The 15,215-nt window shown below is 71.4% G+C and carries 11 protein-coding genes and 1 riboswitch; of the genes, 7 read left to right on the plus strand and 4 right to left on the minus strand.

What is annotated here, in order from left to right:
• Positions 1-246: 246 nt before the first annotated feature.
• Positions 247-3,258, plus strand: a complete 3,012-nt coding sequence (locus ACZ52R_RS24115) for an ATP-binding protein (RefSeq protein WP_465665045.1) — start codon at positions 247-249, stop codon at positions 3,256-3,258.
• Positions 3,259-3,525: 267 nt separating this feature from the next.
• The gene (locus ACZ52R_RS24120; protein ID WP_465665046.1) at positions 3,526-4,605 is read left to right on the plus strand and encodes an aldose epimerase family protein; all 1,080 of its coding nucleotides are present in this window, start codon (positions 3,526-3,528) and stop codon (positions 4,603-4,605) included.
• A 64-nt stretch (positions 4,606-4,669) separates the two neighbouring features.
• On the opposite strand, the gene ACZ52R_RS24125 is transcribed toward ACZ52R_RS24120, so the two are convergent.
• The gene (locus ACZ52R_RS24125) at positions 4,670-5,188 is read right to left on the minus strand and encodes a GNAT family N-acetyltransferase (protein ID WP_465665048.1); all 519 of its coding nucleotides are present in this window, start codon (positions 5,186-5,188) and stop codon (positions 4,670-4,672) included.
• 310 nt (positions 5,189-5,498) lie between these two features.
• Here ACZ52R_RS24125 and ACZ52R_RS24130 point away from each other — a divergent pair, with 310 nt between their 5' ends.
• The 5 genes from ACZ52R_RS24130 (at position 5,499) to ACZ52R_RS24150 (ending at position 11,735) form a co-directional block, all read left to right on the plus strand.
• Entirely contained in the window at positions 5,499-6,776 is a 1,278-nt protein-coding gene (locus tag ACZ52R_RS24130; RefSeq protein ID WP_465665050.1) for an extracellular solute-binding protein, read from the plus strand.
• Between the two features lie 185 nt (positions 6,777-6,961).
• Entirely contained in the window at positions 6,962-7,963 is a 1,002-nt protein-coding gene (locus ACZ52R_RS24135) for a carbohydrate ABC transporter permease (protein ID WP_360489702.1), read from the plus strand.
• Positions 7,964-8,003: 40 nt separating this feature from the next.
• Positions 8,004-8,909 (plus strand): sugar ABC transporter permease, encoded by a 906-nt coding sequence (locus ACZ52R_RS24140; protein ID WP_360489700.1) that lies wholly within the window; start codon positions 8,004-8,006, stop codon positions 8,907-8,909.
• Between the two features lie 65 nt (positions 8,910-8,974).
• Entirely contained in the window at positions 8,975-10,690 is a 1,716-nt protein-coding gene (locus ACZ52R_RS24145) for a glycoside hydrolase family 13 protein (protein WP_465619984.1), read from the plus strand.
• A gap of 25 nt (positions 10,691-10,715) precedes the next feature.
• The gene (locus ACZ52R_RS24150) at positions 10,716-11,735 is read left to right on the plus strand and encodes a LacI family DNA-binding transcriptional regulator (protein WP_465619986.1); all 1,020 of its coding nucleotides are present in this window, start codon (positions 10,716-10,718) and stop codon (positions 11,733-11,735) included.
• Between the two features lie 72 nt (positions 11,736-11,807).
• Here ACZ52R_RS24150 and ACZ52R_RS24155 read toward each other — a convergent pair whose 3' ends face one another.
• The 3 genes from ACZ52R_RS24155 to ACZ52R_RS24165 all read right to left on the minus strand — a co-directional run bounded on the left by ACZ52R_RS24155 (position 11,808) and on the right by ACZ52R_RS24165 (position 15,161).
• A complete protein-coding gene (locus ACZ52R_RS24155) occupies positions 11,808-12,008 on the minus strand; it encodes a hypothetical protein (RefSeq protein WP_465619988.1) in 201 nt (66 codons plus the stop codon).
• Positions 12,009-12,229: 221 nt separating this feature from the next.
• Positions 12,230-13,528: a transglycosylase family protein gene (locus ACZ52R_RS24160; RefSeq protein ID WP_465620018.1), complete on the minus strand. Its 1,299-nt coding sequence runs from the start codon at positions 13,526-13,528 to the stop codon at positions 12,230-12,232.
• Positions 13,529-13,535: 7 nt separating this feature from the next.
• Positions 13,536-13,704: riboswitch (cyclic di-AMP (ydaO/yuaA leader) on the minus strand.
• A gap of 497 nt (positions 13,705-14,201) precedes the next feature.
• Entirely contained in the window at positions 14,202-15,161 is a 960-nt protein-coding gene (locus tag ACZ52R_RS24165) for a sirohydrochlorin chelatase family protein (RefSeq protein ID WP_465619990.1), read from the minus strand.
• Positions 15,162-15,215: the final 54 nt, after the last annotated feature.

Genomic DNA, 15,215 nt, shown 5'->3' on the forward strand with positions numbered 1-15,215 from the left:
GACGCGGCGAGGCGGAGGTGGTGCGGGTGGGTCCGGCAAGATCATCTGCGCCTCGAGGGCCGTAGGGTATCGGATGTAATGATCGGACGTTAGGGATATAGGGCAATTGCCCTTGGCAAGCCGTCCGAACCCTCACCGTCCGCCCCAGCCTGCACGAACGCCACACGGTGAGGCCCGCGCAGCGCTACCCTCGGCTCCACGCAGTGATGGAGCTGTGACGCGATCGGGCGAGGCGGAGGCGCGACGGTGACCGAGCAGGAGAACGACGTTCGGACGGGATCCGGTTCCGGCCGGGACGGCGACGGCACCGCGTCCCGGGTCCGGCTGCGCGACCGCGACGCCGAACTGCGCTCGGTGGAAACCGCCGTCGACCGGCTCTGCCGCGAATTCGCCGCCGGCGGCACCGAGATCGGCGACCTGCTCGCCTTCTCCGGCCGGCCCGGCATCGGCAAGACCACCCTGCTGCAGGAGGTCCGACGGATCGCAAGGCTACGCGAGGGCGCCACCGTCCTGTTCGCCCGAGGCGGCGAACGCCAGTTCAAGGAGCCCTACCACGTACTGCGCCAGCTGCTCCAGCCGGTGCTCACCAACCTCCCGCCGGACGTGTTCCGCCAGGTCATGGGCACCTGGGAGGAGGTCGTCGGACCGGCCATGGGCCTCAAGCAGCCCAAGGCCGGCGCCCGCCGCCTCGACCCGCAGGGCGTGCGCGACGGCCTCGACTACGTCCTCACCCAGCTCGCACCGCGCCGAGCACCGATGGTGATGATCGTCGACGACCTGCACTGGGCCGACGCGGAATCCCTCTCCTGGCTCGCCAAGTTCGCCGTCCGCTCCGGCGAACTGCCCGTCCTGCTCGTCTTCGCCTTCCGCGAGGACGAGAGCGACTGGCCCGCCGCGACCGAGGAGTTCCGCCGGGACATCATCGGCCTCAAGGGCCGCAAGCACGAGCTCAACCGACTCAACCTCAGCTCCGTCACCGACATGATCCGCGCCGAACTCGGCGACAAGGCCGAGGACGCCTTCTGCTACGAGTTCTGGAACGTCGTCAACGGCAACCCCTTCGAGGCCGGTCGCCTGCTCGACCAGGTCCGCGACCAGGAGCTCGAACCGGTCGAGGAGAACTCGCGGCAACTGCGCGAACTCGCCGTCGACGCCACCGGGATGACCCTCAAGAGCTGGCTGGACCAGCTCGGCGCCGCCACCCTGCGCTTCGCCTGGGCCTGCGCCATGCTGGGCACCGACATCCGGATCGACCTCGCCACCCGGATCTCCACCCAGAGCACCGAGGGCGCCCGCGACTCCATCAAGCAACTGCGCAAACAGCGCGTGCTCACCCAGGCCCCCAACGGGAACCTCGAGTTCGTCCACCCGCTGATCGCCAGCTCGATCTACAACACCATGCCGGACGCCACCCGCCTCGGCATGCACGGCATCGCCGCCGTCGAGATCGAGAACGCCGGACTCGGCCTGCTCGCCGCCTCCCGCCACCTCGTCGAGACCCACTCCGGCGAGGGCGACGACCGGATCGTCAAGAAGCTGCGCCGCGCCGCCGTCGAACACCAGCTGATCGGCGCCCCCGAGGCCGCCCAGCGCTGCCTGAACCGCGCACTCAACGAGCCGCCCGCCGACGAGATCAAGGCCGAGGTGCTGTACGAACTCGGCTGCTCCGCCCTGCTCACCGACCCCGTCGCCACCGTCAACCAGCTCAAGCTCGCCCTCGACCCCGACGAGGTGCCGCTGCGCCCCGAACTGCGGGTGGACGCCACCTTCCGGCTCTCCGAGGTGCTCGCGCACAGCGGCGAGCTGCGCCAGGCCGCGCTGGTCTGCCAGGACGAGGCGCAGAAGACCCACGACCCGGCGGGGCGCCAGCGGCTGCAGGCCGCCTCCTTCATGTGGCACGCCTTCCGCAAGTCCGAGGAGGACGGCCCCGGCCGCTCCGCCCGGCTCGGCGAGATGTGCAGCGGCCTCACCGGCCGGGAGGCCGCCGACCGGGCCGTGCTCGCCATGCGGGCCTGGGACCTCACCCTGCGCGGCGCGCCCTCCAACGAGGCGCTCGCCCTCGCCGACGAGGTCCTCGACGGTGGCCGGCTGCCCAAGGGACTCGGCTGGACCGACACCACCTGGGGCTTCGAGCTGCCCTCGATGCTCGGCCTCACGTACATCTACAACGACCGCGTCGCCCAGGCCGAGCGGCTGGCCGCCGACGCCATCATCCAGTTCGAGGTGGCCGGTTGGAGCGGCGCCCACCGGGGCTTCGCGTACTTCCTGATGGGGCTGGCCCGGTTCCGCCGCGGCCTGCTCGCCGAGGCCGAGGACTTCCTGCGCCGGGCGTACCGCATCTCCGAGCGGATCGGGGAGAAGTTGCCGCTGGCCTGGGACGCGGTCGGCGTGCTGGTGGACACCCTGATCGCCCGCGGCCGCGTCGACGAGGCCTGGGAGCTGGCCAACGACTTCGGCTTCCACCCGCCCTACCACGCGACCGCCATGGTGCTGCCGGACGCGGCCTCGCTGTACGGCAAGCTGCTGATCGCCAAGAACCGGCACGCGGGCGCCGCCGCCGCGCTCACCGAGGCCGGCGCCTGGCTGGAGGTCCGCGGCTGGCACAACACCGTCTGGGCGCCCTGGGCGGGCCACCTCGCCATCGCGCTCGCGGACGACGAGCCCGAGCGCGCCCGCGAGTACTCCCAGAAGGCCGTCCGGGACGCGCGCGCCTTCGGCACCGCCTCCGCGATCGGCACCGCCCTGCGACTGCAGGCCCAGGTCGAGGACGGCCAGCAGGCGGTCGAGCTGCTGGAGCAGGCCGTGCTGCACCTCGGGCAGTCCCCGGCCGGCTACGAGCACGCCGTCGCGCTGGTCGACCTCGGCGCCGCGCTGCGCCGGGTCGGGCGACTGGAGGACGCCCAGGAGTACCTGTACCAGGGCATCGAGCTGGCCCAGCACTGCTCCGCGGAGGGCCTGGTCGACCAGGCCCGGCGGGAGCTGGCCAACTACGGCCTGCGGCCCAACCGGTTGGGACTGCGAGACTTCCGGGACACGCTGGACACGCTCAGCGGCCCGGAGCTGGAGATCGCCCAGCGGGCGGTGCAGGGCCTGCCGCCGCAGCGGATCGCCGACGAGCTCGGACTGCACATCAGCCTGGTCAACCGGCGGCTGGCGGCGGTCTACCGCAAGGCGGGCAGCGGGCCGGAGGGGCTGGCCTCGGCGCTCGGGCTGCCGCCGCAGCAGCGGGAGGCGACCCGGCCGGAGGGCGAGGAGTAGGAGTCGGAGTCGGCGGTCTCGCCCGGGGCGGCCGGTCGTCTCACACGTGAGGTGGCCGGTCGTCTGGCGCGTGGCGGTTGCGGTGGTGGTGGCGGTGGCGGCGATCGGTCAGGGCGGCCGTCGCGTACGGGCGGCGCGCGTTGGCGAGGGAGCGCCCTCGCCGGTGCCTCCGTCGCTAGGCTGACGGGCACGGGGCTGCCGCGGTGACCCCTCGACGGACCAGGAAGCGGCGGGCGCCCCAGGCGGGCCGACAGTGAGGAGCAGGCCATGGCGAGCGAGGCCACCAGCGTTCGGCACGAACCCCTCGACCCCTCGGGCGCGGGTGCCGCGATCGGGCGCTGGACGCTCACGGCCGGCCCGTACGAGGCGAGCGTGCTCACCCTCGGTGCCACCCTGCACACCCTGAGCGCGCCGGACCGTTCCGGTCGTCCCGCCCAACTGCTGCTCGCCACGGACGAGTTGGCGCAGATCCTGGGCCCGGCCCGGCACTACGGCACGGTGGTGGGCCGGTACGCCAACCGGATCGACCGCTCGTCGGTCACCATCGACGGCGAGGAGCACCGGCTCGCCCGGACCGGCGGCGGCATGACCATCCACGGCGGGCCGGACGGCTTCGCGCACCGGATCTGGGCGGCCGAGCCGGTCGAGGGCGGGGTGCGGCTGCGGCTGCACAGCCCGGACGGGGACCAGGGCTTCCCGGGCGCGCTGGACGTCACCGTCGACTACACGCTGGACGCCTCCGGCGAGCTGGTGATCGCCTACCGCGCGGTCACCAACAAACCGACCGTCGTCAACCTGACGAACCACGCGTACATCAACCTTGCGGGTGAAGGCGTCGGCGACGTCCTCGGCCACCTGCTCACCCTGGACGCCGACGAGTACACCCCGGCCGACGAGCGGCAGATCCCGTACGGGCGGACCGAGCCGGTGGCCGGCACGCCGTTCGACTTCACGGTGGCCAGCCCGATCGGCAAGTCGGTGCACGACCGGCACCCGCAGCTGGTCGGGCCCGGCGGCTACGACCACAACTGGGTGCTGCGCCCCCGGCCCGCCGACGGCAGTCCGGCGCGGGCGGCGCTGCTGGAGGACCCGGTCAGCGGCCGCACCCTGGAGGTGCTGACCACCGAGCCGGGCATCCAGGTCTACACGGCGAACAAGTTCCAGGGCGCGGTCACCGGCGCGAGCGGCGTCCCGTACGGGCCGTTCGCCGGGATCGCGCTGGAGACCCAGCACTTCCCGGACTCCCCGCACCACCCGGCGTTCCCGAGCACGGTGCTGCGGCCGGGGGAGGAGTTCCGCTCGACGACGGTGCTGCGGCTGGGGACGAACCAGGGGGTCACGGCCTAGCGGGTCACGGCCTGGCGGCTCATGGCTGCGCGGATCGCGGCTGGGCGGATCGCGGCTGGGCGGGTCACGGCTGGGCGGGTCGCGGTCGCAGGTCCCGGCGCATGCAGAGCCGGGGCCAGCGGTCCAGGCCGTGCTCGGCCTCCTTGCGGCGGATCCCGCGCAGGCCCGGGGTGACCTCGGCGTCGCTCAGCGGGCGGAAGCCGCAGCGCGCGTAGTAGGGGGCGTTCCAGGGCACCTCGGCGAAGGTGGTCAGGGTGAGTGCCGGGGCGTCGGTGGTCGCGGCGAGGTGCTCGATCAGTGCCCGGCCGATGCCGCGGCGGGCGTGGTCGGGGTGGACGGAGACCTGCTCGATGTGCAGCGCGCCGTCCACCGGCTCGGCCAGCAGGTAGGCGGCGATCGAGCCGTCGGGGGCCTCGGCGGCCAGGGCGACGCCCCGTTCCAGGTAGGACGCCAGCTCCTGCGGGGTCGGGGGTTCGTCCTCGGCGATCTCCGGCATGCCGATCGCGGCGAAGGGAGCACCGGCGGCCCGTTCCAGCTCGGCGAGCAGCGGAAGTTCGTCGCTGGTGACGGCTCGGATACGCATGCGTCCAGTCTGCTGCAAACGGCTTTCAGCCACGCACGGTGGTTCCGTCGGTCATCCGGGGGTGGGGTGAATCGGACGAACAGGGTCAATCGGTGCGGTCATCAACTACCGTGCGGCAACGTCCAGGACACGCGGGTGTAACGATCGCGGTTTCTTGCAGAAACTTTCTGCAAGGACTTTCCGTGGATCTTTCACCGCTGTTAACTTCCTTCCCGAGCCCGACGGCAGCAAAGGTGCGGTCGGCACGAGGCAGCCATTATGCGCCTGTCTCCGAACATCTCGGGCACCCCCACCCTCCCAAGGAGTTCTCATGCGGCGTGGCATCGCGGCCTCTGCCCTCGTTGTGGCCCTCGCGGTCTCGATGGCTGCCTGTGGCAGCAGCGGCTCCAGCTCGAACGGCAAGGCCGACGGGCCGGTCACCCTCACGTACTGGGACACGTCGAACGCCACCAACGAGGCGCCGAACTACCAGGAGCTCGTCAAGAAGTTCGAGGCCGCCAACCCGAACATCAAGGTCGACTTCGTCAACGTCCCGTTCGACCAGGCGCAGAACAAGCTCCAGACCGCCATGGGGGCCAAGGGCGCTCCGGACGTGTTCCGCTCCGAGGTCGGCTGGACCGCCGCCTTCGCCAAGGCTGGCTACCTCGAGCCGCTGGACGGCTCCCCGGCCGCCGCCGACACCTCCGCCTTCCAGTCCAGCCTGATCCAGCAGGCCAAGTACGAGGGCAAGCTGTACGGCGTTCCGCTGGTGACCGACACCCTCGGCCTGCTCTACAACAAGGAGCTGTTCACCAAGGCCGGTATCACCGAGGCGCCCAAGACCTGGGACGAGCTGAAGGCCGACGCCGCCGCCGTCAAGGACAAGGCCGGCGTGGACGGCTTCTGGCTGAAGGCCGCCGACGGCTACTACGCGATGCCGTTCCTGTTCGGCGAGGGCACCGACACCGTCGACGCCGCCGGCAAGAAGATCACCGTCACCTCGCCGGAGGCCGCCAAGGCCGTCGAGACCTACAAGACGATGTTCACCTCGCCCGGCACCGCCAAGGCCGACATCACCACCGACGCCTACGCGCACATGATGGACGCCTTCAACAGCGGCAAGGTCGCGGCGATCATCCAGGGTCCCTGGGAGATCACCAACATCTACAAGGGCTCGGCCTTCGCCGACAAGGCCAACCTCGGCATCGCCGCCGTCCCCGGCGGCTCCGCGGGCAAGGCCGGCGCCCCCACCGGCGGCCACAACATCTCCGTCTACGCCGGTGCCGACAAGGCCCACAAGACCGCCGCCGAGAAGTTCGCCGCCTTCATGACCTCGGCCGAGAGCCAGGCGTTCATCGCGCAGAAGAACTCCACCCTGCCGACCCGCTCCGACGCCTTCACCGTCGACGTCAAGGCCGACCCGGGCATCGCCGGCTTCCAGGGCATCCTGAACAGCGCCAAGCCGCGCCCCGAACTGCCCGAGTACAGCTCGCTGTTCGCCTCGCTCGGCACCAACCTGGGCAAGGCCGTCCAGGGCACCGGTACCCAGGACGCGCTGAACACCGTCGCCACCGACTACGCCAAGCTCCTGCCGGGCTTCGCCAAGTAGTCCCCGCGCCCGGCCTGCCGGCCGACGGATGACAGTGAACGAATGACAGTGAACGAATGACGGCGAACGGATAACAGCGAACAGATTTCATCATCTGTCAGTTGTCTGCTGTTCGCCGTCATTCGTCGCCCCGGCAGGCCGGGCCCGTCGGCTCCCCCGAGAATCCCCCCGAGAAGGTGCAAACGATGTCAGTCGCCGTGCAGGGCGCCACCGGCAAGGGCAACCGGGAACGCGAGCAGCGTCCGGGCCTGCTGGAACGCGTCAAGCGCTCCTACGCCAAGCACTGGTACGCCTACGCGATGATCGCCCCGGTCGTACTGGTGCTCGGCGCGCTGGTGCTCTACCCGCTCGTCGAGGGCGTCTGGCTCACCCTCACCGACGCCAACAGCCTCAACGTCGCCCGCACGATCGGCGTCAACGAGATCCCGGCCAGCTACAACTTCGTCGGCTTCCACAACTACGCCGACATCCTGTGGGGCCCCGGCTCGTACGACCGCTTCTGGTCGCACTTCGTCTGGACCATCGCCTGGACGGCGATCTGCGTCTTCCTGCACTACACCCTCGGCCTGGGCCTCGCCCTGCTGCTCAACAAGAAGCTGCGCGGGCGCGCCGCCTACCGGCTGCTGCTCATCCTGCCCTGGGCCGTGCCGACCTTCGTCACCGTCTTCTCCTGGCGCCTGATGCTCGCCGACGGCGGCGTCGTCAACGGCATCCTGTCCGCCCTGCACCTGCCCGAGCCCGGCTGGCTCACCGACCCGTGGGCGCAGAAGGCGGCCGCGATCCTGGTGAACACCTGGGCCGGTGTGCCGTTCATGATGATCTCGCTGCTCGGCGGCCTGCAGTCGATCCCGGCCGAGCTGTACGAGGCCGCCGAGATGGACGGCGCCACGCCCTGGCAGCGCTTCCGGTACGTCACCATGCCCGGGCTGCGCACCGTGTCCTCCACCGTCGTCCTGCTCGGCGTGATCTGGACGTTCAACCAGTTCAACGTCATCTTCCTGCTGTTCGGCACCGGTGCGCCCGACGCCCAGCTGCTGGTCACCTGGGCCTACCGCCTCGGCTTCGGCCAGATCCCCCGGGACTACGCGGGGTCCGCCGCGTACGGCGTGATCCTGCTGTCCATCCTGATCGTCTTCACCGCCTTCTACCGGCGCTGGCTCGCCCGCAACGAGCAGGCCAACGGCTGAGGCCCCGGACCCAGTTGACCCACGAAGGCAGGTAACCCCGATGAGCACCACCACCGAACGCCCGGCCCCCGCGGCGACTGCGGCCCCGACTGCCCGGCCGGCCAAGGTCCGCCGCCGCGGCGAGAGCAGCCCGCTGGCCCGGGCGCTGTCCCACGGCACCCTGATCGTGGCCAGCCTGATCGCGCTGTTCCCGGTCGCGTGGATCCTCTTCGTCTCGCTCGGCCCGGACAAGACCGACTACCTCCACCCCGGCCAGATCCTCGACAAGCTCACGCTGTCGAACTACCAGCACGTGCTGTCCGACACCGACTTCTTCACCTGGTTCGGCAACGCCCTGCTGGTCTCCGGCGTCACCACCGTGTTCGGCGTCCTGCTCGCCGCCACCACCGGCTACGCCGTCTCCCGGATGAAGTTCCCCGGGCACAAGCCGCTGATGTGGTCGCTGCTGGTCACCCAGATGTTCCCGATCGCGGTGCTGATCGTGCCGATGTACACGATGCTCTCCGAACTCGGCCTGCTGGACAGCTACTCCGGTCTGATCCTGGTGTACTCGACCACCACCGTGCCGTACTGCGCCTGGCTGCTGAAGGGCTACTTCGACACCATCCCGGTGGAGATCGACGAGGCCGGCCGGGTCGACGGGCTCAGCCCGTTCGGCACCTTCTGGCGGCTGGTGCTGCCGCTCGCCCGTCCGGGCCTGGCGGTCGCCGCCTTCTACTCCTTCCTCACCTACTGGGCCGAGGTGCCGTTCGCCTCGACGTTCATGCTCAGCTCCGACAAGTACACGCTGGCCGTCGGCCTGCAGACCTTCGTCAGCGAGCACGACGCCCAGTGGAACCTGATGGCCGCGACCGCGGTGCTGATCGCGATCCCGTCCGCGGCCTTCTTCTACCTGGTGCAGCGCCACCTGGTCACCGGACTGACCGCCGGTGCCTCCAAGTCGTGACGCCTGACGCGGAAAACCTCGCGCGCAAGGCTCCCCGCTCCTCCGATCCCCAAGGGATACCGTCCATGACCCAGAACCTGGCCGACACCTCCCGGCCTGCCGCCGAGACCGCTCACGAGGCGGCCACCCCGGCTCCTGTGACCGGCGTCGCGTCCAGAGACTGGTGGCGGGACGCGGTCATCTACCAGGTGTACCCGCGCAGCTTCGCCGACTCCAACGGCGACGGCATGGGCGACCTGCCCGGCATCCGCAGCCGCCTGCCCTACCTGCGGGATCTCGGCGTGGACGCCGTCTGGCTCTCCCCGTTCTACGCCTCGCCGCAGGCGGACGCCGGCTACGACGTCGCCGACTACCGCGCGGTGGACCCCATGTTCGGCACCCTGCTGGACGCCGACGCCCTCATCCGGGACGCCCACGAGCTGGGGCTGCGGATCATCACCGACCTGGTCCCCAACCACTCCTCGGACCAGCACGAGTGGTTCCAGCGCGCCCTGCGCGAGGGCCCCGGCTCGCCGCTGCGCGACCGCTACCACTTCCGCCCCGGCAAGGGCGAGAAGGGCGAACTGCCGCCCAACGACTGGGAGTCCATCTTCGGCGGCCCGGCCTGGACCCGCACCGAGAACCCGGACGGCACCCCCGGCGACTGGTACCTGCACCTGTTCGCCCCCGAGCAGCCCGACTTCAACTGGGAGAACCGGGCCGTCGCCGACGAGTTCCGCTCGATCCTGCGATTCTGGCTCGACATGGGCGTGGACGGCTTCCGCATCGACGTCGCCCACGGCCTGGTCAAGGCCCCCGGCCTGCCCGACCTCGGCGGCGCCGACCAGCTCAAGCTGCTCGGCAACGACGTCATGCCGTTCTTCGACCAGGACGGTGTGCACGAGATCTACCGCAGCTGGCGCAAGATCCTCGACGAGTACCCTGGCGAGCGGATCGGCGTCGCCGAGGCCTGGACCCCCACCGTCCAGCGCACCGCCAACTACGTCCGCCCCGACGAGCTGCACCAGGCCTTCAACTTCCAGTACCTGGGCACCGATTGGGACGCCGCCGCGCTGCGCGAGGTGATCGACGTCTCGCTCGACTCGATGCGCCCGGTCGACGCCCCCACCACCTGGGTGCTGTCCAACCACGACGTCACCCGGCACGCCACCCGCTTCGCCAACGAGCCCGGCCTCGGCACCCAGATCCGCACCGCCGGCGACCGCGAACTCGGCCTGCGCCGCGCCCGCGCCGCCACCCTGCTGATGCTCGCGCTGCCCGGCTCCGCGTACGTCTACCAGGGCGAGGAACTCGGCCTGCCGGACGTCACCGACCTGCCCGACGAGGTGCGCCAGGACCCGTCGTTCTTCCGCCAGGCCGGACAGGACGGCTACCGCGACGGCTGCCGCGTCCCGATCCCCTGGTCCGGCACCGAGGCCCCGTACGGCTTCGGACCGGTGGCCGGCGGGCCGTCCTGGCTGCCCCAGCCGGCCGCCTGGGCCGAGCTGAGCGTCGAGGCGCAGACCGGCGACCCGTCCTCCACCCTGGAGCTCTACCGCGGCGCGCTGGCCGTCCGCCGGGCGCAGGCCGACCTCGGCGCCGGCACCGAGGTCGAGTGGCTGGACGGCCCCGAGGGCACCCTCGCCTTCCGCCGCGGCTCCTTCATCTGCACCGTGAACACCACCGGCGAGCCGGTGCGGATCGCGGCCCCGGGCACACTGCTGCTCGCCTCGGTCGACCTCGTGGTGGACGGCGGCGAGACGGTGCTCGCTCCGGACAGCACCGGCTGGTGGGCGGTCTGACGTGGTTGCAATAGGCTCTGGGACCGTGACTACGGCGCGACTCTCAGACATCGCGGCACAGGCGGGGGTCAGCGAAGCCACCGTCTCCCGCGTGCTCAACGGCAAGGCGAACGTCTCCGCCGCCACCCGGCAGACGGTGCTGGCGGCGCTCGACGTGCTCGGGTACGAGCGGCCGACCCGGCTGCGCCAGCGCAGCGCCGGGCTGATCGGCCTGATCACACCGGAGTTGAGCAACCCGATCTTCCCCGCGCTGGCGCAGGTGATCGAGCAGACGCTCAGCCGGCACGGCTACACGCCGGTGCTGTGCACCCAGACTCCGGGCGGATCCACCGAGGACGAACTGGTGGAGATGCTGGTGGACCGGGGCGTGGCGGGCATCGTCTTCGTCTCCGGACTGCACGCCGACACCACGGCCGACCACGACCGCTACGCGCGGCTGTCCGGGCGCGGGGTGCCGTTCGTGCTGATCAACGGGTTCAGCGACAAGGTCGACGCGCCGTTCATCTCGCCGGACGACCGGGCCGCGATGTGGATGGCCGTCCAGCACCTGGCCGAACTCGGGCACGAGCGGATCGGGCTGGCCGTCGGGCAGCGCCGGTACGTGCCCGTGCTGCGCAAGATAGAAGGCTTCACGGCGGCGATGCGGGAGGTGCTCGGGCGCACCCAGGAGGAGGCCGAGAACCTCGTCCACCACACGCTGTTCAGCGTGGAGGGCGGACACGCGGCAGCCGGCGCGCTGCTCGACAAGGGCTGCACGGCGATCGTCTGCGGGAGCGACATGATGGCGCTCGGGGCGATCCGGGCGGTGCGCCAGCGCGGGCTGTCGGTGCCGCAGGACGTGTCGGTGGTCGGCTTCGACGACTCGCCGCTGATCGCCTTCACCGAGCCGCCGTTGACCACGATCCGCCAGCCGGTCGAGGCGATGGCCACGGCGGCGGTGGACGCGCTGCTGGAGGAGGTCAGCGGAAACGCGGCCCAGCGCGGCGAGTTCATGTTCCAGCCGGAGCTGGTGATGCGCGGGTCCACCGGGGCCTGCGCGCGCTGAGCGTCGGCCGTAGGGGCAAGGGAAGGGCCCCGGAGGGCAGTTGCTCTCCGGGGCCCTTCGGCGTGCGCCGGGTCAGCCCTCCTGGGCGGTGGGACGGTCGGCGGTGAGGCGTCGGCCGTCGGCCGCGTCGCCGGTACGGGTCTCGGTGCGGCGGCCGCGGGCCAGGTAGTCGCGCAGGACCAGTTCGACGGCGTCCTGCGGGTTCGTGGTACCGGAGAGCATCATCGCGTCGATCGCGAGGTTCGCGTCGATGGTGACGGTGACCTGGGCCATGTGACTCCTCCTCGGGTGCGGAGCAGCAGCTTGCCCGTTGGGGCGGGGTTTCACCACGGGGATACGCCGGAACCCCCGGGGAGGAGCGACCAGACTCTCCCCGGGGGTGGCGGGTGGTCAGCGTTCGGAGGACGACTGACAGCTGACAGATGTTGAAATCTGTTATCTGTTATCTGTTGTCCGTCAGTCGAAATCCGTCGGCTGTCAGCCGTTCGCCGTGCTCAGACCCGGCCGGCGAAGTCCGGGGCCCAGTTGGCGACGGTCTGCTCGCGCACGCCCGAGCTCGGGTTGGCGGCCTCGACGTACTTGCCGCCGCCGACGTAGATCGCGACGTGGTAGACGCCCGAGTCCTGGCCGTTGTTGGACCAGAACAGCAGGTCGCCCGGCTGCAGGCTGTCCAGCGAGACGTGGGTGCTGGCGGCGGCCTGGTCGGCGGCGACGCGCGGGACGGAGATGCCCGCGGCGCGCAGCGCGGCCTGGGTCAGGCCGGAGCAGTCCCAGCCGCCGTTGCCGGTGCCGCCGTAGACGTAGGCCTGGCCGACCTTGGACTCGGCGAAGGCGACCGCGGCGGCCATGCTGCCGGTGGCGGCCTGGGCCGGGGCCTGGGTCTGCGCCTGGGCGGCCGGCTGGGCGGCCGGGGTCTGGGTCTGGGCCGCCGGCTTGGCGTTCACGGCACCGCCGTTCGCGGACTGACCGGACTTCTGCGAGCGGTTGAACCAGGTGAAGTCCGAGCCGGACTTGTCCGAGGAGGCGGACTGGTCGGTGGAGGCCGACTGCTGGGCCTGGCCGCCGTCGCCGAAGGACAGGTGCTGGCCCGGGTAGATGGTGTTCGGACCGTCGGTCAGGGTGCTGCGGTTGAGGTCGTACAGCCGCTGCCAGCCGCCCTGGACGTTGTGCTTGTCGGCGATCGAGGACAGCCAGTCGCCCTCGACCACGGTGTAGTCGCCGCTCTGGGCCTGCTGCTGGTGCTTCTGCGTCCAGTTGCCGGTGGCGGAGTCGGTGGCGGCCTGGGCAGCGTCCTGGGCGGGCGCGGCCGGCTTGGCGGCCGGGGCCTGGGTCTGCGCCGGCTTGGCGGCGGGCTTGGCGACCGGGGCGGCGGGCGCGGCGGGCTTGGCGGCGGTCGAGGTGTCGACGGACGCCGGGGCGCCACCCTTGGTGAGGCCGGCCTGGACCGAGCACACCGGCCAGGCGCCGGGGCCCTGCGAGGCGAGGACCTTCTCGGCGACGGCGATCTGCTGGTCCTTGGTGGCCAGGTCGGCGCGCGCGGCGTAGGCGGTGCCGCCGAAGGCGGACCAGGTGCTCTGGGTGAACTGGAGGCCGCCGTAGAAGCCGTTGCCGGTGTTGATGCTCCAGTTGCCGGTGCTCTCGCACTGGGCGACCTTGTCCCAGGTGGCGACGGAGGCCGCGGAGGCGGTGCCGGAGACGAGGCACGGGACGGTGAGGCCGACGCCCGCGACGCCGATGGCGGCGATCACGCGGCGGGTGCGGCTGGACAGACGGGTGCCGTTGGTGGGCAGCATGAAGACGCGGTCCTCTCCCACGCCTGCGAGGTGAGCTGTCGGATTCGGGCTGGAGTTGCCCGGCCGCGCGTGAGCGCGGCTTCACCCCTAGCCCTGGACGTTCCGGGGAACGGTCCGGGGCGACTTACCTGTGGGTCCCCCGCTCCTGCCGTGGTGCGTTTTCGCGCTTCCAGGACATCCGACGGCAGGACTCGGCGTTGCGGATGAACTGGGTCCGTGTGGCCACGAACGGGGAGCACGTTAAGCAGACTTAAGTTCAAACTGCAAATAGCTGTGACGCGCATCACGGTTTAGTGGGAACTGCCAAAATGTCAGGTAATCATGATCGTAAATGATCGTTTTTCGGCAATGCTGTTGCGGATGCCCACAACTGTCTTCGCCTCAGGAGTGACGTGACGGTGTGTTGAAGCGCGAAGCGGCGCGCCGTCCGAGCCAGGGGGGTGGCCGCGATTCGAGCGCCGGAGAGTGCGCTCACCATTTCCTTGCAAATGGCGCCAGAACGGACATTCCCTTCATTGCTCGCTTAACTCCTGTAACTCCCGTACGGCACAGGAAAGCAGCAGGAGGGGCAGCAGGAGAGGCAACAGGAGGGGCAACGAGAGAGGCAAAGCGAAGGGCCCGGAACGCAAGCCGTTCCGGGCCCTGTGTGCGCGCCGACCGGCGCGTGGTGTCCTTACTGTCCGGCAGGCGCCTCGGCGGCCGCGTGAGCGCGCCGGGCGCCCTCCACGACCCCCTCGGCCTCGGCGGCGGCCGCCGCCTCCGCCTCGGCCTGCGCCAGCTCCTCCGGGGACGGCGTGGGCAGCGCGGCCAGGTAGGTGGAGGCGATCAGCTGGCCGACGGTCGGGTACGCGCCCAGCGGCGCCGCCGACGGGCAGCCGGTCTCCTCGGCGGCCGTGGCGAGCAGCTCGGAGTCGGCCTCCGGCCCGATCACCAGCGGGGCCAGCGCCGGGCGCTGCGAGCCGGACTCCTTGAGGTGGTTGACGGCCGCGGCCACCGAGCCGGGCACGTCGAGCGCGGCGGCGACGACCGGGACGGCCAGTCGGGCGGCCAGCAGTACGCCGGTGATGCCGGCTGCGGCGGCGGCGTCCTCGCCGCCGACGGTGGTCAGGACCACGCCGTCCGCGGCGGTCGCGATGGCGAACAGCCGGGCCCGGTCGGCGCGGGCCAGCCCCGCCTCGGAGAGTCGCACGTGCACGGCCTCGGCGAGCAGCGGGTGCGGGCCCAGCGCGTCGGTGACCGGCGCGCCGTACTCGGCGGCGAGCGCGTGGAGTTCGGCCAGGAAACCGTGCGGACCGGGCACCAGCGGCACCAGGACGGGCGTCGGCAGCCCGGCCTCGGCGGCCATGGCCAGGAGCTCGGCGACGGTGCGGTCCTCGCCGCCGGCGCCCTCGGCGTAGTCGCCGGGGAGGTAGCCGACCGCGGCCTGGACGCCGTTCTGCTCGCTGCGGACGATGGAGAGCAGCTCCTCGACGACCGAGCGGGACTCGGGCCCGGCGGTCGCGGGCACGGCGAGCACCAGGGCCGGCGCGTTGGCCGGGATCGCGGGGCGCTCGGGACGACGGTGGCGCCCCCGCGCACGGGAGCCTGGAGTGCGGACGGGCAGTGGCGCGCCCGGAATGGCTGCGGTGCTCATGCCGGAGATCGTAGGACATCGGCCCGTCCGGCCTGCAGTCGGCTGCCGTACGGG

It is taken from the genome of Kitasatospora sp. NPDC034023, assembly GCF_055575795.1.

Bases quoted from the DNA above. Each gene is read 5' to 3' on its own strand.
- ACZ52R_RS24120 (WP_465665046.1), top strand. From the start codon at position 3,526: ATGGCGAGCGAGGCCACCAGCGTTCGGCACGAACCCCTCGACCCCTCG.
- ACZ52R_RS24165 (WP_465619990.1), bottom strand. From the start codon at position 15,161: ATGAGCACCGCAGCCATTCCGGGCGCGCCACTGCCCGTCCGCACTCCA.
- ACZ52R_RS24140 (WP_360489700.1), top strand. From the start codon at position 8,004: ATGAGCACCACCACCGAACGCCCGGCCCCCGCGGCGACTGCGGCCCCG.
- ACZ52R_RS24130 (WP_465665050.1), top strand. From the start codon at position 5,499: ATGCGGCGTGGCATCGCGGCCTCTGCCCTCGTTGTGGCCCTCGCGGTC.
- ACZ52R_RS24135 (WP_360489702.1), top strand. From the start codon at position 6,962: ATGTCAGTCGCCGTGCAGGGCGCCACCGGCAAGGGCAACCGGGAACGC.
- ACZ52R_RS24160 (WP_465620018.1), bottom strand. From the start codon at position 13,528: ATGCTGCCCACCAACGGCACCCGTCTGTCCAGCCGCACCCGCCGCGTG.
- ACZ52R_RS24125 (WP_465665048.1), bottom strand. From the start codon at position 5,188: ATGCGTATCCGAGCCGTCACCAGCGACGAACTTCCGCTGCTCGCCGAG.
- ACZ52R_RS24155 (WP_465619988.1), bottom strand. From the start codon at position 12,008: ATGGCCCAGGTCACCGTCACCATCGACGCGAACCTCGCGATCGACGCG.
- ACZ52R_RS24145 (WP_465619984.1), top strand. From the start codon at position 8,975: ATGACCCAGAACCTGGCCGACACCTCCCGGCCTGCCGCCGAGACCGCT.